31 protein-coding genes are annotated in these 23,185 nt (G+C 41.9%); 13 read left to right on the top strand and 18 right to left on the bottom strand.

All coding sequences use genetic code 11. The features are described from left to right. Positions 1–96: 96 nt before the first annotated feature. A complete protein-coding gene (locus HM003_03430) occupies positions 97–837 on the bottom strand; it encodes a P-loop NTPase (GenBank protein MBX5328389.1) in 741 nt (246 codons plus the stop codon). Then, the gene (hypA, locus tag HM003_03435; protein ID MBX5328390.1) at positions 830–1,240 is read right to left on the bottom strand and encodes a hydrogenase nickel incorporation protein HypA; all 411 of its coding nucleotides are present in this window, start codon (positions 1,238–1,240) and stop codon (positions 830–832) included. The genes HM003_03430 and hypA overlap by 8 nt, the downstream gene beginning before the upstream one ends. Positions 1,241–1,328: 88 nt before the next feature. Here hypA and HM003_03440 point away from each other — a divergent pair, with 88 nt between their 5' ends. Next, positions 1,329–1,604 (top strand): peptidylprolyl isomerase, encoded by a 276-nt coding sequence (locus HM003_03440; protein ID MBX5328391.1) that lies wholly within the window; start codon positions 1,329–1,331, stop codon positions 1,602–1,604. A gap of 15 nt (positions 1,605–1,619) precedes the next feature. Here the strand turns inward: HM003_03440 and HM003_03445 are convergent, their stop codons facing one another. The 4 genes from HM003_03445 to HM003_03460 form a co-directional block, all read right to left on the bottom strand. Beyond that, positions 1,620–2,423, bottom strand: a complete 804-nt coding sequence (locus HM003_03445) for a thymidylate synthase (GenBank protein MBX5328392.1) — start codon at positions 2,421–2,423, stop codon at positions 1,620–1,622. Between the two features lie 84 nt (positions 2,424–2,507). Continuing rightward, the gene (locus HM003_03450) at positions 2,508–3,896 is read right to left on the bottom strand and encodes a DASS family sodium-coupled anion symporter (protein MBX5328393.1); all 1,389 of its coding nucleotides are present in this window, start codon (positions 3,894–3,896) and stop codon (positions 2,508–2,510) included. Positions 3,897–3,905: 9 nt separating this feature from the next. Beyond that, the gene (locus HM003_03455) at positions 3,906–4,193 is read right to left on the bottom strand and encodes a hypothetical protein (GenBank protein MBX5328394.1); all 288 of its coding nucleotides are present in this window, start codon (positions 4,191–4,193) and stop codon (positions 3,906–3,908) included. A gap of 66 nt (positions 4,194–4,259) precedes the next feature. Continuing rightward, positions 4,260–4,925, bottom strand: coding sequence for a glutaredoxin (locus tag HM003_03460; GenBank protein MBX5328395.1), 666 nt, complete (start codon positions 4,923–4,925; stop codon positions 4,260–4,262). Between the two features lie 137 nt (positions 4,926–5,062). Between HM003_03460 and HM003_03465 the strand changes: the two genes are divergently transcribed. Continuing rightward, on the top strand, positions 5,063–5,479 hold the full coding sequence (locus HM003_03465) for an OsmC family protein (GenBank protein MBX5328396.1): 417 nt from the start codon (positions 5,063–5,065) through the stop codon (positions 5,477–5,479). A gap of 13 nt (positions 5,480–5,492) precedes the next feature. Here HM003_03465 and HM003_03470 read toward each other — a convergent pair whose 3' ends face one another. After that, positions 5,493–5,657 carry a rubredoxin gene (locus tag HM003_03470; protein MBX5328397.1) on the bottom strand — a complete coding sequence of 55 codons (165 nt, stop codon included), beginning with the start codon at positions 5,655–5,657 and terminating at the stop codon, positions 5,493–5,495. Positions 5,658–5,730: 73 nt separating this feature from the next. On the opposite strand from HM003_03470, the gene HM003_03475 reads away from it, so the two are divergent. The 3 genes from HM003_03475 to HM003_03485 all read left to right on the top strand — a co-directional run bounded on the left by HM003_03475 (position 5,731) and on the right by HM003_03485 (position 7,258). Further along, positions 5,731–6,348, top strand: coding sequence for a superoxide dismutase (locus HM003_03475; GenBank protein MBX5328398.1), 618 nt, complete (start codon positions 5,731–5,733; stop codon positions 6,346–6,348). An 83-nt stretch (positions 6,349–6,431) separates the two neighbouring features. Then, entirely contained in the window at positions 6,432–6,716 is a 285-nt protein-coding gene (locus HM003_03480) for a glutaredoxin family protein (GenBank protein MBX5328399.1), read from the top strand. Beyond that, a complete protein-coding gene (locus tag HM003_03485) occupies positions 6,713–7,258 on the top strand; it encodes a ferredoxin:glutaredoxin reductase (GenBank protein MBX5328400.1) in 546 nt (181 codons plus the stop codon). The genes HM003_03480 and HM003_03485 overlap by 4 nt, the downstream gene beginning before the upstream one ends. Positions 7,259–7,265: 7 nt before the next feature. Here the strand turns inward: HM003_03485 and HM003_03490 are convergent, their stop codons facing one another. After that, positions 7,266–7,415 (bottom strand): hypothetical protein, encoded by a 150-nt coding sequence (locus HM003_03490; GenBank protein MBX5328401.1) that lies wholly within the window; start codon positions 7,413–7,415, stop codon positions 7,266–7,268. Positions 7,416–7,504: 89 nt separating this feature from the next. Between HM003_03490 and nth the strand changes: the two genes are divergently transcribed. The 3 genes from nth (at position 7,505) to HM003_03505 (ending at position 9,725) form a co-directional block, all read left to right on the top strand. After that, on the top strand, positions 7,505–8,170 hold the full coding sequence (gene nth, locus HM003_03495; protein MBX5328402.1) for an endonuclease III: 666 nt from the start codon (positions 7,505–7,507) through the stop codon (positions 8,168–8,170). A gap of 84 nt (positions 8,171–8,254) precedes the next feature. Next, positions 8,255–9,088, top strand: coding sequence for a universal stress protein (locus HM003_03500; GenBank protein ID MBX5328403.1), 834 nt, complete (start codon positions 8,255–8,257; stop codon positions 9,086–9,088). Between the two features lie 76 nt (positions 9,089–9,164). Then, on the top strand, positions 9,165–9,725 hold the full coding sequence (locus HM003_03505) for an NAD(P)H-dependent oxidoreductase (protein ID MBX5328404.1): 561 nt from the start codon (positions 9,165–9,167) through the stop codon (positions 9,723–9,725). A 16-nt stretch (positions 9,726–9,741) separates the two neighbouring features. Here the strand turns inward: HM003_03505 and HM003_03510 are convergent, their stop codons facing one another. The 3 genes from HM003_03510 to HM003_03520 form a co-directional block, all read right to left on the bottom strand. Then, entirely contained in the window at positions 9,742–10,161 is a 420-nt protein-coding gene (locus tag HM003_03510) for a hypothetical protein (GenBank protein MBX5328405.1), read from the bottom strand. 286 nt (positions 10,162–10,447) lie between these two features. After that, on the bottom strand, positions 10,448–11,383 hold the full coding sequence (locus HM003_03515) for a PDZ domain-containing protein (GenBank protein MBX5328406.1): 936 nt from the start codon (positions 11,381–11,383) through the stop codon (positions 10,448–10,450). 119 nt (positions 11,384–11,502) lie between these two features. Beyond that, complete coding sequence (locus HM003_03520; protein MBX5328407.1) at positions 11,503–12,609, bottom strand: hypothetical protein; 1,107 nt, start codon at positions 12,607–12,609, stop codon at positions 11,503–11,505. Between the two features lie 149 nt (positions 12,610–12,758). Here HM003_03520 and HM003_03525 point away from each other — a divergent pair, with 149 nt between their 5' ends. Continuing rightward, a complete protein-coding gene (locus HM003_03525; GenBank protein MBX5328408.1) occupies positions 12,759–13,172 on the top strand; it encodes an ArsR family transcriptional regulator in 414 nt (137 codons plus the stop codon). A gap of 54 nt (positions 13,173–13,226) precedes the next feature. Here HM003_03525 and HM003_03530 read toward each other — a convergent pair whose 3' ends face one another. Further along, positions 13,227–13,604, bottom strand: coding sequence for a helix-turn-helix domain-containing protein (locus tag HM003_03530; GenBank protein ID MBX5328409.1), 378 nt, complete (start codon positions 13,602–13,604; stop codon positions 13,227–13,229). 168 nt (positions 13,605–13,772) lie between these two features. On the opposite strand from HM003_03530, the gene HM003_03535 reads away from it, so the two are divergent. The 3 genes from HM003_03535 (at position 13,773) to HM003_03545 (ending at position 17,142) form a co-directional block, all read left to right on the top strand. Beyond that, a complete protein-coding gene (locus tag HM003_03535) occupies positions 13,773–14,786 on the top strand; it encodes a hypothetical protein (protein ID MBX5328410.1) in 1,014 nt (337 codons plus the stop codon). Between the two features lie 80 nt (positions 14,787–14,866). Beyond that, entirely contained in the window at positions 14,867–15,730 is an 864-nt protein-coding gene (locus HM003_03540) for a F420-nonreducing hydrogenase (protein MBX5328411.1), read from the top strand. Continuing rightward, on the top strand, positions 15,727–17,142 hold the full coding sequence (locus HM003_03545) for a Ni/Fe hydrogenase subunit alpha (GenBank protein ID MBX5328412.1): 1,416 nt from the start codon (positions 15,727–15,729) through the stop codon (positions 17,140–17,142). The genes HM003_03540 and HM003_03545 overlap by 4 nt, the downstream gene beginning before the upstream one ends. Here the strand turns inward: HM003_03545 and HM003_03550 are convergent. Together HM003_03550 and HM003_03555 are read right to left on the bottom strand one after the other, a co-directional pair. Continuing rightward, positions 17,134–17,325: a 4Fe-4S binding protein gene (locus HM003_03550; protein MBX5328413.1), complete on the bottom strand. Its 192-nt coding sequence runs from the start codon at positions 17,323–17,325 to the stop codon at positions 17,134–17,136. The genes HM003_03545 and HM003_03550 overlap by 9 nt on opposite strands. Before the next feature lie 110 nt (positions 17,326–17,435). Continuing rightward, positions 17,436–19,577: a copper-translocating P-type ATPase gene (locus HM003_03555; protein ID MBX5328414.1), complete on the bottom strand. Its 2,142-nt coding sequence runs from the start codon at positions 19,575–19,577 to the stop codon at positions 17,436–17,438. Between the two features lie 103 nt (positions 19,578–19,680). On the opposite strand from HM003_03555, the gene HM003_03560 reads away from it, so the two are divergent. Continuing rightward, entirely contained in the window at positions 19,681–19,896 is a 216-nt protein-coding gene (locus HM003_03560) for a ferredoxin (protein ID MBX5328415.1), read from the top strand. A 22-nt stretch (positions 19,897–19,918) separates the two neighbouring features. On the opposite strand, the gene HM003_03565 is transcribed toward HM003_03560, so the two are convergent. From HM003_03565 to HM003_03580, 4 genes are all read right to left on the bottom strand, one after another. Then, positions 19,919–20,398 (bottom strand): hypothetical protein, encoded by a 480-nt coding sequence (locus tag HM003_03565; protein ID MBX5328416.1) that lies wholly within the window; start codon positions 20,396–20,398, stop codon positions 19,919–19,921. Positions 20,399–20,425: 27 nt separating this feature from the next. Beyond that, positions 20,426–20,872: an FprA family A-type flavoprotein gene (locus HM003_03570; protein MBX5328417.1), complete on the bottom strand. Its 447-nt coding sequence runs from the start codon at positions 20,870–20,872 to the stop codon at positions 20,426–20,428. A gap of 30 nt (positions 20,873–20,902) precedes the next feature. Then, positions 20,903–21,754, bottom strand: coding sequence for a DUF362 domain-containing protein (locus tag HM003_03575; protein ID MBX5328418.1), 852 nt, complete (start codon positions 21,752–21,754; stop codon positions 20,903–20,905). Positions 21,755–21,861: 107 nt separating this feature from the next. After that, on the bottom strand, positions 21,862–23,133 hold the full coding sequence (locus tag HM003_03580) for a PKD domain-containing protein (protein ID MBX5328419.1): 1,272 nt from the start codon (positions 23,131–23,133) through the stop codon (positions 21,862–21,864). Positions 23,134–23,185 lie beyond the last annotated feature (52 nt).

Below are 23,185 nucleotides of genomic sequence, written 5' to 3' on the forward strand. Positions count from 1 at the left end.
GGCTATTTTTAGTCTCTGCGGAAAGTATACCCCCTTATAAATAGGTTGAAGTTTGCCTTCACTTTTAGTGTAGCGTTAGGTCTTTGAAGTTTTGTGTTATTGGTTGATTTTTAATGTTGGAGAAGTGGCTATTTCTTTCATTTTTTGGGCGAGTTTGGTGTTTAGGAGTTTATTTGTGTTGCCTATTGCTTCTTCTACATTTGAGTCGTAGGGGATTTCGCTGAGAAACTTCACGCCTAACTTTTGGGTTTGTTTTTGGATAATGTTTGAATTTTCCATTTTCATGTTTTCAATAACGCCTATCACTGGAATTTTCAGTTCCTTAAGTAAGCCTACGAGTTTTCGAACTGTTTCGAAGGCAAGTTGTGAAGGCGTCGTTACGATGAGAAAGTTGATGCGTTTAATCAAACGTATAAGGTCGAGTGTTGCGTCTCCTATTCCAGGCGGCATGTCTACTACGAGATAATCCAGCTTTTCCCACTTCGTGATTGAAAGCAGCTCAATCAAAGCGTTTGAAACGTCTGCGCCACGCAGTGGAGCAGCATGTTCGCCGGAATAGTAAATTATTGACATGTACTTTAAGCCGTGAACAATTGGTGGAACAATTCCCTTCTCTTCTTTCGGCTGCAAATCCTCAATGCCTAAAATCAGATGCGTTGATGGACTGGTGAAGTCCAAGTCGAACAGTCCAACTTTGTAGCCTTCTTTTGCCAAAGTCAGCGCAAGCGTTGATGCAACGAGGCTTTTGCCAACTCCGCCCTTGCCGCTTGAAACCGCTATTATATTGCGTATTCCACGCATTCTCTCGTCTATGATGCTTACACGAGGGTCAACCATCGCCTTTCTTCACTCCTTTAATGCTTTCAAGCCAGACGCCGCGTCCTCGTAGTATTTCAAAGTCGGGACTTCCACATTTTGGACATTTGATGTAGGTGTGGGCGACTTCTGGAATGAAGTGTATGGCTTCAGAGGCATTATCATTAAGCCTTTCTTTTTTGAAAAGCCACTCATGCCCGCAGACTCTGCATTTAAACTCAGCCTCTGCAATTTCTATTTTGAACTTTGCGTTTTGAAACTTGGCGGGTTTAAGCTGTGACAAAGCAAATTCGAATATGTCAAGTTCTAACTGTTGCAGTTCTCCAACTTTTACCGTGACTTCTCTAACAGTTTCTAGCCCTTCTTTTTCAGCAATTTCAGAAGCAGCAGCAATCACTGCTTCAGCCAAAGCCCACTCATGCATAAAAAAGCCTAACACAACCAAACAATTTAAAAATAGTGCCCAAAAAAAAGGTTAAACATTATAAACTAAACGAAGATATTATCTGCTCATGCCAGACAAAGTGCATTGTGCGCATATTCTCGTCAAAACGGAGCAAGAAGCCAAAGCAGTGTTAGAACGCCTAAACAAGGGCGAAAAATTCGCCAACATCGCCAAAGAAGTTTCATTATGCCCCTCTGGAAAACGCGGCGGAGACCTAGGAACCTTCAGCAGAGGAAAAATGGTCAAAGAATTCGAAAACGCAGCGTTTAAACTTAACAAGGGAGAAATCTCGCCCATCGTGAAAACAAAGTTTGGATATCACATCATAAAACGATTGGAATAACAACCAAACAATCATTTACGCCAAAGCTTGCTTCAACGCCTTCTCGACTTCTTCCCGTATAATGTAGCCTCCAATGTGAAGAATAGGCTCCTTAACCTCTGGGTCCACATTCATCGTTGCCGTGCACGGATAGCTATGATGAGCCTTTGCAATCGCATCATAAAGAACTTCTCTTTTCGTTTCCACCCCTACCAGTTTTCTCGCAACATACCACGTGGAGCCGCATGGAGCACTTCGCCTAACAACAGCCGCCTCAACAACTTCACGCTTACCTCTCTCCGCAGTCAAAATCTCCAAAGAGGGCCTACCAATTCGAAGCTCATTCACAAATCCTGAAATTACAGGCTTGTCCTTTGCCGGCTCAAGCGAACAGAAAGGCTTCGGAAACGCACTTTCTAAACCCAACTCTTGACATTTTTCTTCCACTTGCTTTCTCAAGCCAGAAGGCACTTCGGCAAAATCTTCTATCGGCACAACCAACCCTTTTATCCCAACTTTTTGCAGGTGATACGGCAACTCCAACAACAAGTCCTTATGCAATCCCGACGAAACGCACAAATCAGCCTTCGGCACCACCTTAGGCATGTACTTTTCGGGATTGTCAACAAAAGCAGGAAGCTCAAGCGGACTTGGCAACTGCATCGCAGCTCGAATGTTACGCACATAACTGTAAACATTATATTTGCATGAGTCGCAGTACAAACCGCAAGACTTGCAGAAACTGGGGTCGTTAATTAAATTCCTTATAACCCGCTCTGCAAATTCTCCACTGTAAACGAAAACAACTGTTAACATTTGCTCTTTCATGGCTTTACTCAAACCAGACCACTTTCACCTTTTTACTTACCAGCCGCCGCTTTAATTGATTTGCTGAACGAAGCAAAACTATGCTAGAACAGCGGATTAGACGAGAAAACTCCAAAGAAAAAGAGCCAAGAAAACAGTTATCAACGCACTCAAAATGTCAAGAAGCACACCCGCCTTAACCATCTCCTGCATCTTAACCCTCCCAGTACTATAAGCAATCGCATTCGGCGGCGTACCAACAGGAAGCATAAAATCGAGACTAGAACATATGGCAACAAGCACCGCAAGCACAACAGGATTCATCCCAGACGCTAAGCCAACCGATATCGCAATTGGTATGAAAACGCTGGAGCTTGCAGTGTTACTGGCAACTATGCTAAAGCCCAAGGCGGAAAACGCTAAAAGAAAAATTGCACTTATACCGCCACCACCAGTGGCTTGCGTTATGCCTTGACCAATCCAACCGGTCAGACCGGAAACTTCCAAGGCTGAGCCGAGACTTAAGCCTCCACCAAAAAGAAGCAGAGTATTCCAACTAACTTTGGGCAGGTCGTTCTCATCCAATAAGCCGGTTAGAAAAAGCGCGACAGCAACAATAGCCGCAACGATGCCCGAAGACAAGCCATGACCACTCCAACCAGTCAACTCAACTAAGGGTTCAGGAAGTTGCCCAGTAACCCACAAAACAACCGCAAACATAAACAATGCAAAAGTGATTTTTTGCTGTTTAGTCAGCTTTTTGCGTTGCGTTTCCACCTTCGGAAGCTCTTTAACGTCTGTAGGAAAAATCTTGAACAAGAGCAACCATATCACAATGACTAAGATGGCAGTTAATGGCAAACCATAAAGGAACCACTCGAAAAATGAAAGATTATACCCAATAGTCTTTTTTAGCATCGCAGCGGCCAACGCGTTAGAAGGCGTTCCAATCAACGTCGCCAACCCCCCGACAGTAGCAGAGTAAGCTATTCCCAAAACCATAATTTTCGAAGCATTCCCCCTCTCATCCTTAACATCCGCAGTTAACCGCAACGCAAGCGTCACCATAATTGCCGTGCTCGCAGTGTTACTTATCCACATAGAAAGAAAAGCCGTGGAAACCATAAGCCCCAAAGTAACCATCTTCAAATCCACACCAAAACGCGCTACGATTCTCTGAGCAAAAACCTCATCCAAATCATGCTTTTCTATGGCTAACGCAAGAAGAAAACCGCCCAAAAGAAGAACCACAATCGGGTCAAAAAAAGGTCTAAGCGCAGCCTCAAACGATTGAATACCAAGCAACGGTTGAGAAACCGCAATCAAAAGCGACGTCGCAGCCAACGGAATAGCAGTAGTAACCCAAAGCGAAGCAGCCATAACAAAAACAACAAAGGCTAACTGCATAATTGCGCTTAACCCACTAGCCGCAAAGTAAGCAACAACCACAACAACAGACACAACAGCAATCTTCAGCAGCCGCTTACTCAACGGCGAAAATTTCATCAAAAACGCCTACTCACACAACTCACGAATCGATGCTATCTCGCATTTTTCCACGCATAAAAGCTCTTTAAGCAGAGCCTCAAACTGAAAACGGTCTTCAATGTCCACCACAACATGCAAAACGCCCAGAGAAGGATAACGTTTAACCATAGCCTTCTGAAAAGGCGGCACAATAATCGAAGCACTAAAATCAGCTCTAAGCTTAGAATCAGCCAACGCTTGACCAAGCTTCAACAAAATGTTACGTTCAATTAAGTCTCCGCGAATTATCACCTCTAAAGTTTTAGTCTTTCCCAAAGACGCCACCTTAAGTCAAGCCTATGGTTTCAATTCTATTTATCTTTTCTTAGTAAGAAAGAAAGGTCAACGTATATATTCAGGCATCTGCCCCGCGGCAAGCAACACTTGTTGTGCGAATAAGTCTTCCGTAACTGGTCCCATAAAATCTACTTTCTCATTAATGACAGTCTTCGGAACACCCATAACCGCATATTTTTGAGCTAAATGAGGAAACTCGCCAGAATCAACCACGTCAGCCCTTACCAAGTCACTTTCAATTGCAAACTTGTGCGCAATGCTCGCAACTATCGGACAGTAAGGACACGTCAAAGTCACAAAAACCTGAATGTGCACGGGCACTTTAACTTCTTTAAGCTTGTTTTTTGTTTCTTCCGAAAGGTCCGTTTTTCTTCTCGAAACGTTTATTATGGCTTCCAAAAGCGTAGCCAACTCATAGCCGAAGGGCAACCCGTAAAATCGAACCCCATAATCTTTCTCGCCCATAACGATTAACGCTGGAACCTTGTCAACGCCGTACTGTTTCGCCTTTTCCGCGTCTGCCACAAAATCGTAAATTTCAACCTTAATCTTATCGTTTAAAGCCGCAACCTCAGTGATTAGTTGACGCGTCTGCGAACAGAACTGGCACTCAACCGCTTGTGTGAACATTACGATTCTTACGGGATTCTCCAGTTTTTCATTAAGCTCTTCTTTAAGATGTTCCTTATGCTCGTCGGGTATCAGACTCATCCCACCACCCTCAAATTATTAACGCATTATGCTACTCTTTTTTATAGCCTCACTGCTTATTTGTTTTCCCAAATTGAAAAAGAATAAAAGAAAGAACGCAAAGAAAACTCAATCAACCATCATTATGGAGGCGGCGAATGTTGACTAAGCTTTTCGCAAATGCAAAACTCGTTAAAGACTATAGGATAGACGTTGACGACGGAAGAAACCATGCAGTATGCCTCGATTTGCCACGAGACACCGGAACAGACATGGGACCATCAGCGCTAGAACTATGCGTAATGAGCCACGCAGGCTGCTATGCGACCATTTTTGTTTTAACAGCCAAGAAAATGAGAATTTCACTGAAAGATTTGGAGGTTAAAGTTGAAGCCGTCAAATCTGAAGAGGTAGGCACAATTACTGAAGCAAAATTCGAAATCACAGCAAAAGGTGTTCCAAAAAATAGAATGCAAAGGATGCATGAGGTAACCTTGCAGAACTGTCCAGTTGGAAAACTCTTCGAAAAAGCAGGAGTCAAGCTAAGCTACAAGGTAAAAGCTATAGAAGAATAAAAAAAAGTCGATGTTACCCTTCTTTTTTGACAAACTGATCCTTAGGCGCGCCACAAACTGGACAAAGCCAATCGTCAGGTAATTTTTCAAAGGGTGTTCCAGGTTTCACGCCGTGCTCTGGGTCTCCTTGTTCTGGGTCGTATATGTAGCCGCAAACTGTGCATTCCCACTTATCCAATTATTTAAGCCTCCGAAAATCAAAAATGATAATAACGTTTTGTGAGTAAATAAATAATTTGGATGTGTCTAGTATGGAAGCAACCAAGTTTTATGCACTGCCAAAACTGCCATACGGCTATGGCGATTTAACACCCTACATGTCTGAAGAACAATTAACGATACACCACAGTAAGCATCATCAAGCATACGTTAACGCCGCAAACGCAATCCTTCAAAAACTCGATAAAGCACGCAAAGAAAACACAGACATAGACGTTAAATCCACCTTGAAAGAGCTCTCATGGAACATAGGCGGTCATTTGCTACACTCACTTTTCTGGGAAAACCTTGCGCCACCCGGCAGAGGCGGCGGAAAACCCGGCGGAATGATAGGCGACGCATTAGAGAAAGAGTTTGGAAGTTTTGAAAGGTTCAGGAAAGAGTTTACGCAGGCTGCTGTGAGCGTTGAGGGTTCTGGTTGGGCGGCATTGTCATATTGTAGGCAGACGCATAGGCCTATAATAATGCAGATTGAGAAACATAACACTAATGTTTACCCAATGTTTAGGATTCTCATGGTTTTGGATGTCTTTGAGCACGCATATTATATTGATTATAAGAATGACAGAGCCAAATTCATTGAAGCCTTCTGGAACATAGTCAACTGGAACGAAGTAAACAACAGAATCAAAGAATTGCTAAAACAATAAAGCATAATGGCAGAAATGTTCTTTCACCAAACCCTTTTTTAACCTATCACACAAATAAACAACTATTCACGGAAGTAGAAAAAATGAACACTGTAAAAATCGCAGGTAAAAACAATAAGCACAAAGTTCTCGTCTACGCATTAAGCACATGCGCATGGTGTAAAATGACAAAGCAATTTCTGAAAGAGAACAACATCGAATATGAGTACGTTGATGTTGACTTGTGCAACGAAGAAGATAAAGAAAAAATCAAAAAAGAAATTTTGAACAAAGGCGGATACCTCAGCTACCCAACGATAATAATTGATGATAAAATTTTGATAACAGGTTTCCGCAAGGACAAGTTAAAGGAGACTTTGGAAATTTGATAACTCTTGAACAAGTCCGCCAAAGAGCAGAGGCTGACGCAAAAACGTATGGTTATTACTTGAACCCCAACCAAGATTTCTTGAAAGACCTTCTTGAAGGACTAAAGCGTAATGAAGAACGTTACGGTTATCCATCATGCCCATGCCGACTTGCTTCTGGAAATTTTGACTTTGACAGAGACATCATATGCCCTTGCGATTATCGAGACCCGGATGTTCAAGAATTTGGAGCGTGTTACTGTGCTTTGTATGTGAGAAAGGATGTTTTTGAAGGAAAAACTCCTCTGCAGCCTGTTCCAGAACGCAGACCGCTGGAAAAGCAGGTTAGAGCGTACGAAACTGTTTCGGTCTCGGCAGAAAAGAAAGCTGGAATAGTTTCTGCAACAACGAGAGCGCCTTCAGCGGTTAAGCAGAAATTGTGGTATTGCAAACAGTGTGGTTACGTAGTTTTCCGAGAAGAACCCCCTTATATCTGTCCGATTTGTAAGGCAAAAAGGGAAATGTTTGCTGAAATAACGATAAGCGTGAGCATGCAAGGGTAAACTTCGTTTATCTTGTCACTTTTATCTCAATTGTTTTCCAGTCCTTCTTTATCCCTTTTAGAGATGTCACTGCACCGGCGACCGTGCCGCTTAGAATTTTCGTGACAAACTCGTTAAGCGCGATTTCTTCTCCGTCAACCAAAAGCTTAGCTTCCAAACATATCACCTCAAACTAAAATCGCTTCAGAAAGGTAAAAGTTTTCTGCCACTTCTAAGCAAACGTGTAAATGTTAAGAGGCGCGTCGTTTGGGGAAAAAGCCTTCAAATGTAAATCTTAAAAATAAAACGAGAGTTGAAAAAATAATTAAGCTGCTTGAGAAGGAACATCCCGACGCAAAAATAGCGCTAAACTATTCTAATCCTCTCGAACTTTTGGTAGCCACAATTCTTTCAGCCCAATGCACCGACGAAAGAGTAAACATAGTCACAAAACAACTGTTCAAGAAATACAGAAAAGCCGAAGACTACGCTAATGCAGATTTGAAGACGCTTGAACAAGACATAAAGAGCACGGGATTTTACAGAAACAAAGCTCGAAACCTCAAAAAATGCTGCCAGATGCTTGTTGAGAAATACAACTCGAAAGTTCCAAAAACAATGAAAGAAATGCTGGAGCTACCGGGCGTTGCAAGAAAAACTGCTAACATCGTTCTTTCAAACGCTTATGGCATAGTTGAAGGAATAGCTGTGGACACGCATGTTCGCAGACTCGCAAAAAGGCTTGGACTGACTGAAAATGAAGATGCAGCCAAAATAGAAGAAGATTTGATGCAGCTAGTCCCGAAAGAAAAGTGGATGCGATTCACGGATTTATTAATATTTCACGGCAGAAGAGTGTGCATGGCAAAGAAACCAGAATGCGAAAAATGCGTGTTAAATAAACTCTGTCCATCAGCCTTTACATTCGACTGAATTTGGTTCATTTGATCGACTGCATAAACATTATATAATTAGTAATCCAAAATAAAATCGAGAAAATCATAAGTGGTGATTTTTTTGAACAAAATTCTCGTCTCCATAGATGGTTCTGCCGCAAGCGTCATGGCTGAAGAAACAGCGGCAACAATCGCCAAAAAGACCGGTGCAACCGTAACAGTCTTGCATGTAATGCCAGAAATGAGAATGGGTTATAGGCTCCCAGCAAACATACAAGACGAACTTTTAGGTAGCGTTCAACAGCATGCAGAGTCAATAATAAACAGTGCACGCGCATTATTTGCAGAAGAGAAAGTTAAGGTAGAAACGGAAATGTTTAGCGGTGACCCCGCAAATAGCATATTAGAATTTGCAAAAGAATATTATGATTTACTTGTGATTGGGGCTCATGGAGAAAATGAGAAAGATCCGTATGCCCTCGGCAGCGTAACCAAAAAAGTCATAATGTACACTGTCTGCCCCACATTAATCGTAAAAAAACTCAGTCCACTCTCAAACTTACTCGTTTGCGTTGACGGCTCAAAAAACTCAATTAAAGCCTTAAAATACACTCTTGGGCTCGCGGAAAAATTGCGTGCAAAAGTTATTTTGTTAAATGTGCAAGACCAAAAACTGTACAAGGCGTCGCCAAAAACCGCTAGGGAAATGGGCGACAAAATTCTCTCAAAAAGCCTTGCAGACGTTGGCAAAACAAAAATAAAAATTGAGGAGAAACTAGAATTTGGCGTTCCATCAGACAAGATAGTTGAGGTTGCTGAGCAAGGCAAATACGACTTAATCGTTCTGGGAAGCAGAGGTTTAGGAACTATAAGGCGGTTTTTGCTTGGAAGCGTAAGCGACGACGTAAGCCACAAGGCTAAATGTTCAGTCCTGATAATTCCAGCAAAAGCATAGCAGCCAAAAGAAAAACTACACGTGTTTCTTCCGTTATAAAAACAGATTTAAACATCCACCACCGAATAACGCAATCATGGACAAGCCAATAACCATTCTAGGCTTTGCCGGAAGCCTACGAAAAAATTCTTACAATAAGGCACTATTACGCGCAGCCTCACAGCTCTTACCAAAAGATGCAAAACTCGAAATCTACGACCTAGAAGGAATCCCGCCTTTCAACCAAGACTTAGAAAACAACATGCCCAAAAAAGTTAAAGAATTTAAAGCAAAAATCAAAGCGGCAGACGCGCTGCTTATTGCGACGCCAGAACATAATTATTCGATACCCGGCGTTCTCAAAAACGCAATTGATTGGGCTTCACGACCGCCAGGAGACAACTCTTTTGAAGACAAGCCAGTGGCTATAATGAGCGCTTCTACTGGAGCTTTAGGTGGAGCAAGAGCACAATATCATCTGCGTCAGGTTCTCGTGGCTCTTAACATGCATGCAATAAACAGACCAGAAGTTATAGTGGCATTTGTTGAGGAGAAAATTAATGAAAAGGGCAAATTGAGAGACGAGAAAACCAGGAAGAAAATAGAGCAGTTGTTAAAGAGTCTGGTTGAATGGGTTAAACGGCTTAGCAAAGAATAATGGATACTACGAGCATCTAACGTCTTTTTCTGATTTTCTGAACAAAATATGCCAGAATAATTATGAAAGCCATAAAAGTCAATACGCTTGAGACAGTGATGACTATCGCGTTGTCGGTCTCCAAAATAAACGCCACAGAAATTGCAGCGAGAAAAACTCCAAAATAGAGACTCCCATTACTGCTCAAAAACTGAGCAACTTCCGCACGTATTGCTTTATTATACCTAATTACCAAAGCAACCATGGACACCGCGGCTAAGAAAATAATTACAAACGTGTAAGTGAATTCAGCCCAATAAGCCTGTGCATTAAGCGTAAGCAGCAGCCCAACCTCATCCACTAAAAGTCCGCCTCCAGCACCATAAAAAATCGCTGCAACTCGGCTAAGTCTCTCATTTTCCACGCTGATGCCAATCCAACCACCAGCGGCCAGCATTATCAAACCATACCAGAAATGGTGAATGTGAAAACCGCTGAGTTCCCAGACAACCCTTGGGTAAAAACTAGTAAATGCTCTGGCTATCAGGAAAGAGGCTATAAAAGAAGTTAAAGCCACTACTGAAAGGTTAGGCTTCGTCTTTATCTTTTCTTCTGGAGATATCTCCGTCGCGCTCCTAATTTCTGGCTGATTTTGAAGTTTACTTAAGCATTATTTATTATTTCGATTGAGCAAATTCAAGGAAGAACATTTTTTTCAAACGAGTCATGCGCGTTTTATGGCGTTATGGCATCTTGTCCAAGGCAACTTCAAAGTAATGTTCTCTGCCTCTGCGAAGAACAAGAATTTCCACTTTTTCTCCAACTTTTCTTTTGTGAATTTCCCTAACCAATTCCTCTATTCTACTAATTTCGGTGTTGTTCATTCTGAAAATTATGTCGCCAACCGCTATTCCAACGTTATCTGCGGGGCTTCCTTCTGAGACTCTGGTTACCAAAACGCCATGGTCAATGGGCAAGTCATAATACCGCGCTATTTCATCAGTGATGCTTAAGCCTATTATACCAAGCCACGGTCTGGCATAAACTCTGCCCCTTATTATTTCGTCCGTACATTCCTTCGCAGAGTTTATTGGAATCGCAAAGCCTATTCCGTGAGCAAAAGGCACTATAGCCGTGTTTATCGCAACAACCTTCCCCTCAAGATTCACTAGCGGTCCGCCACTGTTTCCAGGGTTTATGGCAGCGTCTGTCTGCACGAGATTCTCCAACATTTCATTTTGAGATTCTATGGTTCGGTTTACAGCGCTTATGACGCCAGAAGTTACAGAAGGCCCACCAGCCAAACCGAAAGGATTTCCGATAGCGTAGACCCTTTGACCCACTCTCAGCGTATCAGAGTCTTCTAATTCTGCTGCGGGAAGATCTTCTTTGTCAACTTTGACCACTGCTATGTCATGTACAGTGCATGTGCCGGCTAGAGTCCCTTCAACCATTTCGCCATTCCAGAGAGTAACCGCTATTTTTTCTGCGCCGCCGACCACGTGATTGTTGGTTAGTATGTAGCCTTTTGGGTCGATTATGGTTCCTGAGCCCATTCCTTTTACTGGCACTACTTGATAGAATATGGAGTGGACAAGCTTAATGGTGCTTATGTTAACAACGCTCTTGCTGACTTTCTCGAGAATATCAAGAACCGCCTTCTCATCAAACGAAGCCACTTCTAAACCTCAAAAGCTTGTTTTACTTTTACTCTAATAAGTTTATTGAATTAATAACTAAATCTCGTTTTGAACACGTCAAAGAGAAAACTGGAAAATGAAGAAAGGGAGTATTATAGTTATGCATTGTCGCATCTGAAGGTGACTGTATCAAGGACCACCGTGTCAGCGAATTCTGCTCTTGCATAAACTTCCCATATTCCAATGGAATCCTCAACAGGCGGTATTCGAAAGAGTGCAGTGGCAATTCCAGACGAATTGGTGGACTCAACAAACAGCAAAGTTATCGTTCCATTGGGTCCTCTAACCTCGAAACTAACTAGCTTGCCAGGTACTGTTTCATTCAGTGGGTTTCTGATCTCTGCGTATAGATACACCGTTTCATTCAGAATGAAAGATCCGCTGGGTTCATTCTGTCCAAGTCCTCCTTTTTGAGTGTATACGTCTAACACCATAGGGAGAAGTTGGCATTCAAAATCTACTGTGGCAGTTATGGGTTGCTGGTAAACGATGCTTTCAACTGTTACATGCCAAGTGCCCAGAGCGTTTTCTGAAGGCCACGGTATCTGGAATGCGACAGACGCGATGCCAAGATTGTTGGTTAGAGAAAATTGCGAGAGAAGAACTGTGTTGTTTGGAAATCTGACTTCAAACATAACTTGGGCATCATTAATGGGATTATCTCTGTATGATAACACGGCTTCTACGGCAACATTGTCTTTAGGCAGAAAAACTGCGTTGATCGCATCTTCTCTTTTTACATAAACATTTATTTGGGTATTGAAAGGCTGACAATTGAAACTAAGGAAATCCTTGACGACTGCGCCATCAACATTTGCATATGCTGAGACTTGCCATATTCCACTGATAAAGCGTTCTGATGACAATGTAAAATTAATCTTAGCAATACCTGAATCATCTGTTAAACTATTCTCTGAGATTTCTGTGTTTTCTGGATTCTTCAAAGAAAATGTCACTTGAGCACTCTTTATAGCGGCGCTTTCATCAGCTAGACGAGCATACAGGTTGATTGTGTCAAAAGGTTCGAATACTCCTCCAGACTCGTTTGCTCCTAATCCGCCCTTCTGCGTGTAAACGTCTAGTATTGTTATGGGAGCTTTAGAAGATGGCATTTCCGCGAAATAGGAGTAACTTATGGCGCCAAGTCCAGTGCCCAATAGGATTGCTAAGATTGCGGCAATTATTATTTCCCTTCGCGAGTTCATTTATATCACTAAAAAAGAAAGGAACACGCATGGATTTAATTCTACGTTTTTGGACACTATGCAAAATTGTTTGAACAGATGTCCAAGTTTTTTGAACAACGATATTCAAAAATATTGGCAAAACTCACTTCTCTTGAGGCGAAAAAGTTTTGGGCGAACAACGTGACATTTTAAGGGGTCTCACGTTAAAGGTTTATCGATTCATTCTAAAGAATAGAAAGCCTGTAGGGATACGTGAAATTCAGAGAGCTTTGAAACTAAGCAGTCCAACTCTTGCACTTTACCATGTAAACAAACTTGAAGAAGCCGGATTTGTTAAGAAACATTTGAATGGTTACGTCGCAGACCGTGTTCTTTTGGAGAACTTTATTAGATTGAAACGCGCTCTTATCCCTCGATACTTCTTTTACATGGTTTTCTTTATGGCTGCTCTCGTAATATTGGCAATTTTCCTTAAGCCTCATACGTTGACTAGAGAGTACGTGTTCTCCTTAGCAACGATTCTTATTGCGACGGTGACGTCTGTATATGAAACTGCAAAAGCCTTCTCAAGTAAAATATAGGAATGTATAGACCTAAGGCATGTTTCTCTTATTCTTGTTTATTATTGGACTATTTTACGTCGAACAGAAATGGCATTCTTCTATTTTGATTTTTGGGTCAGCCTTCTTACAGTACTGGCACATTAAACCTTTTTTTCTTATGATTATGCAAGTTTGGCAAAAGTTTCTTAGGAGTTCTTCTCTTGGATATGCTCCGTTTAAGAGAAGGGTAATCATTCGGTTTATTAGAGGGTCTATTTCTTGTGTTTTGTCGATTTTTATTACGTGTCCTCTGATGTTTCGGGTGTACTTGCTTACGGCAGATTGTGATATTCCTAAAATTTCAGCTACCTTGTCTTGTTTGAGGTTGTATTTTTCGGCGAGTTGTTTTGCCATTAACGCTTTTATGGCGGGTACTATTGATTTGGCTGCGACTTCGCAGGGAAGTATCAAGTGTTTTGCACCGTTTAACATATTTTTGGGGAAAGGTATATAAGGATGACGTATGTCATATTGTTTATGACGTATGTCATGACGAAACCAAACTAAAACTAACTTCTACAAAAACCCTCCTTTCTCCCCAAGAACGCCATGACATACGTCAGAAGTGTCCGGTCAACCATGAAGACCGAAACCCACCCAAGCCCGAATGAACGGGCACAAACTCAAGCAAGCCTAGCAGAAAATGTGAGAGAATGGGAGGAAACATGCAAAAACTGTCATCCACCAACGCCCATTGTTTGCATGACAAACTGCAGAATTTGGAACTCAAAAAACGAGCTGAGAAGACTACACAAGATAATAAGCAACCCAAACTTCACTCCAGCATTGCTAAACACTCTGAAAAACACACGACGACTTTACAATTTAAGATTGATTTCAAAAGGATACAACTCCATAGGTAATCTTCAACAAGAACTCAGAAAAATCGGTCACAACCACAGCTTACAAACAATACAAGACGAATACGTAACTCCATTACTGAAAGTTGGATTGATCGAGGAAAGAGATAATCGTTACTACATGACATCATTCGGACGCCAGCTCTTAGACGTGATTAAAAATTGCGATTTTGAAGAAGTCTTGCCGCCTCACTCCGAATGCCATGAAGAAAAAGTCTTGCATTTGCTGTTAGACGCGCCGAAAACTTTTGACGATTTCAAAACCGTAATCCCAACAAAGAGTATTGCTAGAGTCTTAAGCCGATTACGTAAAGCTGGGTTAATAGAAGCTACAAAAGAGAAGGACTATGTTTTCTATTTCAAAACAAAAAGAGAGCCAGAAAAAACAAGATTTTCTCTAACAGAAAGAAAAATCTACGAGAACATTGCAGAGAATGGAATATCTGCACAAAAACTTGCGGAAAAAGCGATGATTTCGCTGAGAAGAACATACAAGTATCTTCGAAAACTTAAAGGAAAAAAGATGGTTTTCAGCAGAAAGAAACCCAAAATCTACTCGTTAACAGCCAAAGGCGTTCAAATAGCATCCGCTTTAGAGAAAATACACAAATTAACCGAGGAAACTTTAGTAGCCACATCACACTTTGTCAATGACAAAGAAACTTCTTATCTACCAACACCGGACACTTCTTACATTTCTAAAGCAGAAGAACAGAGGAAACATGCTCGCTAAAGCCTCGCGATGATACTGTGCATAACTCATAAAAACGGTAGGGCTTCTAAAGAATAAGAATTAAGGGTGAGGCGGAGTTCGTGAAAGTTAACATAGTTTCTCTGACGTGCTGTGCTGGATGCGTTTCCTCTTTTTTGAATGCAGGCGATGCTCTACTGGAAATTCTTTCGCAAGATTTCGACATAGTTTACTCGCCTACATTTGTTGATTTGAAAGAGGTTCCGCAAGTTGATTTGGCAATAGTTGAAGGTGGAGTTAGAACAGAAGCAGATGAGAAATTAATCAGAGAAGTACGCGCTAAATCACGCGTTCTTGTTGCGTTAGGAATCTGCGCAACTCATGGCGGAGTAACAAGTCTAGGCAACATAATTTCGGTAAAGAAACTTTTAGAGAAAGAATACTTCGTTCTGGAAACAAGTAAGCTTCCAGAACTTGAGGATTTGATGTATCCAATATGCAACTTTGTTGACGTGGACTATTATATTCCCGGATGCCCACCCATGCCTTTCCTCATAGTTCACAGTCTAAAAAGCATTGTAAGCGGAAAAACGCCTATCCGCCACCAGAGTGTAGTGTGCACAGAATGCAACAGAAAAATAATCGCTGCAAAACTTGACCGCCTTTATGGAATATATGATAAAGAGGCAGACCCAAACCTTTGTTTAGTCAGTCAAGGCTTCGTTTGTTTAGGGTCCTTGACACGTGAAGGTTGCGGTGCACCATGCCCGAGAGCGGGCTTCACGTGCTTCGGATGTAGGGGACCCACTGATTCTTTGCTGTATCGTTCACGAGACTTGTACTCTTTCCTTGTTAAGGTGATATCGAAAAGAACAAGCATTCCAGAAGAAGAAGTTAAGAAAGAGTTATACCGCAACCCCTTCATCTTCCACACTTTCATTTTCTCAAAATTTGAACGCTTCAAGGCAAGGGAGAGAATCATTTGACCAGCCAAAGAGAAATAACAATATCGCCGACTACGAGGATTGAGGGACATGGAAAGGTAACAATAATCCTCGACGAGGCTGGAAACGTTTCAGATGCATATTTTTACGCCACGGAAATTCGCGGTTTCGACTACTTCTTAAGAGGCATGGAAGCGGACAGACTTCCATTTATAATCTCAAGAATATGTGGCGTTTGCTCAACCGCCCACGTACTCGCATCGGTAAAAGCCATAGAAAACATTTACGGAACAGAAATAACAGAAACTGCCAAAAAACTTCGAGAAGTTCTCCTCATGGGACAGATAATCAGCAATCACTCTCTTGTCTTCTTTTTCTTGATATTGCCAGATTTCTGGTTTTCAAAGGAAGAAGACCCATCAAAAAGAAATGCCTTTCAAATAATGCGTGAAAACCCGGAAATAGGCAGAAAAGCCATTGCCTTAAGAAGTTTTGCAACTAAAATCTTGGACACCATTGGAAAACGTGAAGTCCACATAGTATCAGCGATACCTGGCGGTTTAATAAGCCCGCTTAAGGAGAAAGAACGAGAAGAACTGCTGAAAGCAGCAAAAGAAGCATGCGCAATCACGCAAGAAGCAGTCAGTTTAGGAAAGGAACTTTTCGAGAAAAATTGGGAAGAGTTCAGAAAAGCCGGGGACTACAAGACACATTACATGGCTTTAACAGAAGATGACGCCACAGAATTTTACGAAGGCAAAATACGTATCATAAACCCCGAAGGCGCTGTCTACTCAGAGTTCACAGCGCAAGATTACATGAAACACATTGAAGAAAAACGGTATGAATGGACCTATGCAAAGTTTGCTTGCCTAAAAACCTTGGGATGCCAAAAAGGAATAGTTCAAGTTGGACCCACCGCCCGAATCAACGTAAACAGAAAGGCAAAAACAGAATTTGCAAACAAAGAATTGGAAGAGTTTAAACGAAAATTCGGAAGCCCAGCACACGCTACTTTACTTTTTGATTACGCCCGCCTCATAGACCTTCTTTACGCTTGTGAGAGAACACGAGAGCTATTAGAAGACGAGAACATAACACGAACTGACACCAGAGTCAAAGTTAAGCCTAAAGGAGGCATAGGCACAAGCGTTGTTGAGGCCCCAAGAGGAACACTCGCTCATGAATACACATTAACCCGTAATGGACGATTGAAAAGCATAAAGTTGATAATACCGACGCAAGTGAACAGCGCGGCTATAAACCTTAACGTGAAAGACGCTGCAACGGAATTCATACAAAAAGGCGAAATAAAAACGGGACTTTTGAACAGAATAGAGATGGTTGTTCGAGCTTATGACCCATGTATAAAATGCGCCACTAGAAACGTAACCGACGGTTTGAAAGTGGAGATAAGAAACCAAGAAGGCAAATTGCTGAAGATTTTAAGTTAAGATTTTTATGGCTTGTCCGGGACAGTTCACTTGACACGTTCTGCATAAAATGCAGTTTTCTTCATTCACGATTTTTGGTTTTTTCGACTTTCCATTATTAAAAACGGAAGTGGGGCATATTTCTACGCAGATTTTATCACGGTCTCCAACACACTTTGAATAGTCAATTACTATTTTAGCCATGCACTTCGCCTTTGTTGGTAAACTTTCCGAAACTATTAAAACTTTCTTACTAATTCGCTGAGATTATCTAAGCCAACGCCGAAGATGCACTGAATAAAGTTTTAGGTCTCCTACTTTTTCACTTTTGAAGCGTACTTTTTCGGGTTTCTTTTGAATTCTTCTTCACAGTGTTTAGAACAGAAATACACAGTGCGTCCTTCATACTCGATTTTGCTGTAAGCTGTTTCAGACTCTATCTTCATTCCACACACCGGGTCAGTAACTAACTGTTTTTTCTCCATAAAATGCACCCCCTTTGGTTCATATTTCCTCAAAGTTTGAGCGTTAAATGCCACTATCACCGTGCTAAGCGACATAATCACCGCGCCAATTGCTGGATGCAACACCACGCCAAAACTGGACAAGATTCCAGCTGCTAACGGTATTGTTACAATGTTGTAGCCTGCAGCCCACCATAAATTTTGAACCATTTTGGAATAGGTCTTTTTTGAAAGGTCTATAACTTTTGGGACATCACGCGGGTCATTTCTTACAAGGATTATGTCTGCGCTTTCGATTGCAACGTCTGTTCCGGCGCCTATGGCAATGCCGACATCTGCTGTGACAAGCGCTGGAGCATCATTAATGCCATCACCAACCATGGCAACCCTGAAGCCTTTTTCTCTTAATGCTTTGATTTTCTCTGCTTTTTTGTCTGGCAGAACTTGAGCAAAATAGTCGTCTATGCCTAGTTCTTTTCCAACCCAGCGGGCTACCTCTTCAGAATCTCCAGTTAACATGTAAACTTTTATGCCTTTTTCCTTCAACTTTTTGATGGCTTCAATGGATTCTTCACGTATCCTGTCAGAGAGCGCAAATGCGCCGCCAAGTTTTCCATTAACAACCGTGAAAACCACGGTTTTGCCTTGTTCCTGCAATTCTTTTATTTTCGGGTCGTTCACGTCTATTTTCATTTCTTGGAGAAGGTTTACGCTTCCTACGTAAACTTCTTTCTTGCCAACTTTTCCGTAGGCGCCTCTGCCTGGTAAAGCCTTAAATTCCTTAGCTTGGGGGGTTTCTACGCCTTTTTCTTTAGCATATTCTACTACGGCTTTGGCTATGATGTGTTCAGAGTTTAGCTCAACACTTGAGGTTAATTCTAGCAGTTCATTTTCTGGAATAAACGAGACTACGTCGCTGACGCCGAATTTGCCAGAAGTTAACGTTCCGGTCTTGTCAAAAACAACCGCGTTTACATCTTTAACCATTTCGAAGGCTTTTCTGTCACGGATGAGAACGCCGCTTTTCGCGGTTATCGATGTTGAAAGGGCAACAACCAGCGGTATTGCCAAACCTAGTGCGTGCGGGCAAGCAATTACTAACACTGTCACTGTTCTTTCAAGCGCCATGAAAGAACTATCTATCAAAGACCAAACAGCATACGTTACTATTCCCACTGCAAGTGCTACGTAAAAGAGCAATGCAGCAGCGCGGTTTGCTAAATCCTGCGTTCGAGATTTGCTTTCCTGCGCTTGCTTGACTAGCTTGATTACTTGTGCTAAGTAGGTTTCTTCGCCTACCCGTTCTATTTTTACTTTCAAAACACCTTCAGAGTTTATGGCACCGCCTATCACTTTGTCTTTGAATTCTTTGTGGACGGGTTTTGATTCGCCGGTTAAAAGAGCTTCGTTAACGTAGGATTCGCCTTCAACAACCACGCCGTCAGACGGTATTTTCTCGCCGGGGCGAACAAGAACAACGTCGCTGGTTTTCAATTGCGCGACTGGAACGTCCACTATTTCGCCATTTTTCAATAGGTGAGCGGTTGTGGGCATTATTCTAACGAGTTCTTCCAGCGCCATTGAAGCGCCCATGACGCTTTTTGCTTCTATCCAGTGTCCAAGAAGCATCACGTCGATTAATGTGGCGAGTTCCCAAAAAAAGTCCATGCCTAATTGAAAGATGACTGTTCCGGCTGAATAGAAAAATGCGACTGTTATTGCCATTCCTATAAGCGTCATCATTCCTGGCTGTCTGGCTTTTACTTCTTCAATTAAGCCTTTCAGAAAGGGCGTTCCGCCATAAACATAAACAATAGTGGATAGGGCTAGTAGGATGTAGGATTGGTAGGGTATTTTTAGGATTTGGAGCGGTGGAAACCATTCTTGAATCATTGTTGAAAGTAGCAGTATTGGGATTGTTAGGATTAAGGATATTAGAAATTTGTTTTTGAATTCTTGCATGTGGTGAGCGTGGTGATGATGCCCAGACATTTTCTTACTCTTCTTTTTTTATTAGAGTCTTGTTGGTTTTTATGGTTTTGTGGCTGAAGTCTTAAATATGCCGTATGTCATAAAAACCTATCGGTGAACACAATTGAAAGTCACCATCAACCGAGAAGGATGCATAGGATGCGGCGTGTGCGAAGCCCTATGCCCAGAAGTCTTCAAACTATTAGAAGACACAAAATCAAGTATAGTCGAAAAATATAGAAAAGGCAGTCCGAGCGAAGGAGAAGTTGACGACAGCTTAGGCGCGTGCGTTGAAAGCGCCAAAACTTCTTGTCCAGTTGAAGTTATAAGCACACAATAGTCGCGCGTTAGTTTTTACTATTCTATCCTCCAGGAGCGCCATGGAACGGGACATTCTTCCATAGCAGTTCCCACCAGTCCTCTTCCGTTATTGTTTCTCCACGAACCAAAATTTCCAGAACCATTTTCAAAAGTTCGTGATGTCTTTTTTCGTCTTCCAAAATTGCATTCAACAAAAGCTTAACTTTCTCGTCCTCAACGCTCGGCAATACTTTTCCAATTTTCTTGATGAGCTCAGCTTCCATGCGGATGTGTTTTTCCACTAAGGCTTTTTGTTTGTCAAGATGTTCCTGCGTCAAGGCTTGGGCTACGCCGGTGAGAAGTTCGGTGGCTGCAGCATACAGTTCCGCGTGTTTAACGGAATCAAGCGATATTCCTTTCAGAACGCCTTTTACTGGCGGATTTTTTATTCCCACTAAACCAGCATTCAATGAGTCTACAATTTCGTTTTCAATTTTAATTTGCGCTTTAAGAAACCCTATTAACTCGTTTTTTGATTTCAAAGAGTTTGCCTCCAACCATTAACGTTGTTAAGCTTTGTGCATAAGTCTTTCGGCAATTTTCCTTCCAAATTCTCTACACTTTTCCAGACCATTCTGGTCTGGCGTATACTTGATTAAGAGCGGTTGGTCGGTTACTTGCATTTCAAACTTGTTTTTCAAGATTTCAAGAACAAGTTTAGGGGCTTCACCGCTCCATCCGTAAGACCCGAAAGCCGCGCCGATTTTGCCTTTCAAATTTACGCCTTTCACTGCTGCTTCTTCAAAGAGCATTTTCATGTCAAGGGTCATGTCATGATGGTAAGTTGGCGTGCCAACAATTACCGCGTCAAATTCGCTTAAAGCTTCAGGCGTCACATTATAGGCTAGTTCTACGTCAACGCCGGGAACCTTTTTGGCGCCATCAACCACTGCTCTTGCCATTTTTTCGGTGTTTCCAGTTCGGCTATAATAGAGTACGAGAATTTTGGGCATCATTTATCACCTTACTACCATTAAAATTCTAAATTAGTTAGCTTTTTTCTCAGTTTTGGATTTTTTGGTTTTCTTTTTAGAAGCTTTAAGCAGTTGAGCAACTCTCTCTTTTGCACTTTCGAAAGATCCGCCTAAAACTCGAATCTTATCTATTCGTCCTTCTCCGAAACCTCTTTTCATGGCTTCTTTTATTACTGGTATCTTTTCTGGGTTCAAACCTACAAGGGCGTAACCAACTGCTTCAACTGCAACTGCGTCTCTGCCGACTACGAGAACGTTCATGCTTGTTCTGTTAGCGCTCGGTGCAACACCACTGCATAGGTATGTGCCATCCAAAACTGCAAGGTCTACTCCGCCGACTGCCTCATACAAGTCTAGAAGCGTCTCTTCCAACTTCTTGTGAAACCTCACCTTTTTCCTGTCCGGAATTAAACCTAACAAGTTCTTTAGAATGCTTCCTTTTTCATAAGTGCGCAAAACGTGAGTGCTAACAAACACGTTGGGCTTGAAAAGTATGTGAGATAAATCTATCATTTCATCTGCAACCTTAACCTGCTTGGTTTCTGCATCTCCAGAAAGGTCGAAGGGCACAACACGTTCACTAAAAAGTGTATTCCATTTTTGAAGTCTTTCCAATGCTTTTCCCTTGTAATTTTCGGACTCTGCCAAGAATATTTTGGGAGCTTTGTCGAAGCTATTGATAATCGCGTCTGCAACATCTACGCTTGTGTGATGATTTGTTCTGTGGTCAAAAACGCCAACCTTAACGATAACCGATCTTTGAGGTGTGTTTAGGTCGTCTATTCCTCCGATAAGCTGGATTGCTTGATTAAAGGATTCTCTAACATCAGAACCGAGTTCCATCACAGCAACTTTAACAACCATAAAGAATCTCCTTAGGGTTGAAGTTATCTCTCTACTCTTATTTTTAAGGTAATCGCAGCAAATTACAGAAAAGACTGAATTTTGGATAGCTTTTGAACTGAGATGAGCTAAGGTGGTGGAGGAGGGGGTGGAAGATACTCTGGAGGAGGAGGTGGAGGAGGAAATTCTTCATTTTCTGTCTTTCGCGTGTATGCTATTTGACCAATAATGATTGTCACCAGAAGCGCGGAAACCGCCCCTATTATCAAGTATGTTAATTGAGGAAGAAAATAGAATGTATGCCCCAAGAAAAGCAATGCGGCTGAACTAAACACAACCAAAGAAACTTCTTTCCTATAATCGAAAACTGCTGCGCCTGGTAACGGTTTCAAGGGCACAAGAGAGTAGCAAACCATCATCAGAGTAAGCAGTAAACCAGCGTCACCAATTATATGGAAACCTGTCATTGAAAGAACGGTGAACGGAATCAACAACGTTAACAACAAAAGCATCTTTGACAGTACAATTAACGCTTTAGTTTTGTTTGAGATTTCTCCGCTTCGATATCTTGTTATACTTGGAGATGCAAACGGAAACAAAAATAGAAAACCAGAAATCAGAAAGGCGGCAAGCCCAAACAACCAAAGCTTAAATTGTCGATAAACTCCAAAGGCTCGTGCACAAACAGCCTCGAAAAACTCGCTCATAATGAAGACTAAGCATACAGAAAGTAGGGTTGATGGTATGACAACAGCAAGAATGGCCGGGTCTAAGAATCCAGGAAAGCCGTTTGTCTCAACAAAACTATAAACAATCGTTACAGTTAAAGCTGATATACCAAATGTTGCTAGCTCGTTTACTGTGTAAAAGGGCATTTTTCTGAGTGCTTCGAGCTCTACCCAGTCAACTGTCTCAAACAGTTTTTCGCTATAGAATTTAAGAAATTCCTTAAGTTGTTCAGGTACTGGTAGTCTTGAGACTGCTGAGTTGAAGGATTGCCCCAGCTCACTGAAATTTGTTAACAGAGATGTTATTGCGGTTAGCCCAGTTCCAACTACGGCGACGATGTATAAGGGTCGAGGTTCTCGCAAGAATTCGCCAATTACAACAGTTTCCGTGTGAGTTCCATTTAGTCCAGTGTTATCGTAGACGGTTAAGGTGACGGTGTATCTACCCGGAGATTGGTAAACATGTGAAACGGTTGGATAATAATACTGGAAGTAGGAATCGTCTCCGAAATTCCAATAGTAGGATACGATATAGCCGTCAAGGTCGTAGCTTGTGTTTGCATAGAAGGTCACGGTCTCGTTAACTTGTGGTCGGCTCGGTGAATAAGTGAAGGATGCCACTGGATAGGAATTGGGCGGTTGTGCATTACTCTGTGAAATGTAAACTGTCAAGCAAAATACTATTGTAAGAAGGAGTAAAAGCAACAGAATTCCACGCATAGAT

It is taken from the genome of Candidatus Bathyarchaeota archaeon A05DMB-5 (genome assembly GCA_019685655.1).
Lineage (GTDB): Archaea > Thermoproteota > Bathyarchaeia > Bathyarchaeales > Bathycorpusculaceae > DSLH01.

Excerpts from the sequence above, each read along its gene's own strand:
- HM003_03430 (MBX5328389.1), bottom strand. The coding sequence starts at position 837 with ATGGTTGACCCTCGTGTAAGCATCATAGACGAGAGAATGCGTGGAATA.
- hypA (MBX5328390.1), bottom strand. The coding sequence starts at position 1,240 with ATGCATGAGTGGGCTTTGGCTGAAGCAGTGATTGCTGCTGCTTCTGAA.
- HM003_03440 (MBX5328391.1), top strand. The coding sequence starts at position 1,329 with ATGCCAGACAAAGTGCATTGTGCGCATATTCTCGTCAAAACGGAGCAA.
- HM003_03450 (MBX5328393.1), bottom strand. The coding sequence starts at position 3,896 with ATGAAATTTTCGCCGTTGAGTAAGCGGCTGCTGAAGATTGCTGTTGTG.
- HM003_03460 (MBX5328395.1), bottom strand. The coding sequence starts at position 4,925 with ATGAGTCTGATACCCGACGAGCATAAGGAACATCTTAAAGAAGAGCTT.
- HM003_03465 (MBX5328396.1), top strand. The coding sequence starts at position 5,063 with ATGTTGACTAAGCTTTTCGCAAATGCAAAACTCGTTAAAGACTATAGG.
- HM003_03475 (MBX5328398.1), top strand. The coding sequence starts at position 5,731 with ATGGAAGCAACCAAGTTTTATGCACTGCCAAAACTGCCATACGGCTAT.
- HM003_03480 (MBX5328399.1), top strand. The coding sequence starts at position 6,432 with ATGAACACTGTAAAAATCGCAGGTAAAAACAATAAGCACAAAGTTCTC.
- HM003_03505 (MBX5328404.1), top strand. The coding sequence starts at position 9,165 with ATGGACAAGCCAATAACCATTCTAGGCTTTGCCGGAAGCCTACGAAAA.
- HM003_03510 (MBX5328405.1), bottom strand. The coding sequence starts at position 10,161 with ATGCTGGCCGCTGGTGGTTGGATTGGCATCAGCGTGGAAAATGAGAGA.
- HM003_03520 (MBX5328407.1), bottom strand. The coding sequence starts at position 12,609 with ATGAACTCGCGAAGGGAAATAATAATTGCCGCAATCTTAGCAATCCTA.
- HM003_03535 (MBX5328410.1), top strand. The coding sequence starts at position 13,773 with ATGAAGACCGAAACCCACCCAAGCCCGAATGAACGGGCACAAACTCAA.
- HM003_03550 (MBX5328413.1), bottom strand. The coding sequence starts at position 17,325 with ATGGCTAAAATAGTAATTGACTATTCAAAGTGTGTTGGAGACCGTGAT.
- HM003_03555 (MBX5328414.1), bottom strand. The coding sequence starts at position 19,577 with ATGTCTGGGCATCATCACCACGCTCACCACATGCAAGAATTCAAAAAC.
- HM003_03570 (MBX5328417.1), bottom strand. The coding sequence starts at position 20,872 with ATGATGCCCAAAATTCTCGTACTCTATTATAGCCGAACTGGAAACACC.
- HM003_03575 (MBX5328418.1), bottom strand. The coding sequence starts at position 21,754 with ATGGTTGTTAAAGTTGCTGTGATGGAACTCGGTTCTGATGTTAGAGAA.